We start from the raw sequence: 1079 nt of genomic DNA, 5'->3' as shown, positions 1-1079 counted from the left end.
AATTTTAAGCCCGGCGAAACTGGTATAGATGGGATTTATTTGCACCCAAATCCACCACCTGATTTTGTGATCACCGAAGCCAAATACAATAAGGCTCGTTTAGGTAAAACTAGAGATGGTAAGCAGATGAACAATAGGTGGGTTACTAAAGAGCGTTTGGAAAAAGCGGGGTTGAGTAGAAGAGAACAAGATAAAATATTAAGAGGCTTAAGAAAAAATGACGGTTCTGTGCAAAAACTATTGATCCGCAATAAGGAAGATGGAAGTCTAGTTGTAAAAGAACTAGATCGAAATGCCAATATCATTGGTCAAGAAATAAAACTTTAAAGGAGTTGTTATGGTCCGAGATACCTTTCGGGATAAATCCTATTTTGACGAAGCTGTAGAGTTCTATGAAGAAACTATATTAGAGGATGTCGCCGAACTCGACTCCAGTGATCTCACGATAGAAATCNAAGATGAGAACATGCTTTGACCTGATAAATAATATAATCAGTTTGATGCATGTAAAATACTCTCGTGGTGACAGCGTAATAGAGTTCAAACCCCTTTTGAACGATGCGATAACTTATCGCCGAGCTCAAAAGAAGTTTGCCGATGAACTACCTCTAGAAGCACAAGCTGAGCGCATTNGACTTAGAAGAGTTGCACCAAAGCGATTTACGGAACTATTTAAAGTTATTTAGCTTCGCCTACTGCTTAAATATGGGAAAAGATTACTACTTACAATTATTAGAGCTTATTGGAAATCAAGGACAAGATGCACTTTTCGATAAAATTGCGATAGCGCTAGGTGACACTAATCGCGAAATAGCAGCGGATACTCTGTTCAAAAAACGTTTCGGTAAACTTTACAAAGTAGTTGAACGAAGTCCAGAGCAACGTCCAGCACTTGCAAAGTCCTATATGGAGGCATGGTACGTCTTGGAGGAAAGTCCTGATATACATTTACTGGATAATGATGCTTACGATGGCTACTGGTGCTGGGAAATTGCGCTTGTTGTTAAATTATTCAATATTGATGATAGCAGCTTTATTGACCACCCATACTACCCTAAAGACCTCGTACATTGGCAAGA

Annotated in this window: 1 protein-coding gene and 1 pseudogene; both read left to right on the top strand. The window is 39.0% G+C overall.

Annotated elements, in window-relative coordinates; genetic code table 11:
• Positions 1-327, top strand: a pseudogene (locus tag CKO50_RS24085) (hypothetical protein); the annotation flags it as partial.
• A gap of 378 nt (positions 328-705) precedes the next feature.
• Positions 706-1079 (top strand): PoNe immunity protein domain-containing protein (locus CKO50_RS24865; protein WP_255230424.1); only part of this gene is annotated, 374 nt, incomplete at its 3' end.

The sequence above is a fragment of the Pseudoalteromonas sp. HM-SA03 genome, from assembly GCF_002289345.1.
Classification (GTDB): domain Bacteria; phylum Pseudomonadota; class Gammaproteobacteria; order Enterobacterales; family Alteromonadaceae; genus Pseudoalteromonas.
The sequence above is the reverse complement of the archived record's forward strand: the minus strand, read 5'-3'. Positions and strand labels throughout refer to the sequence as shown.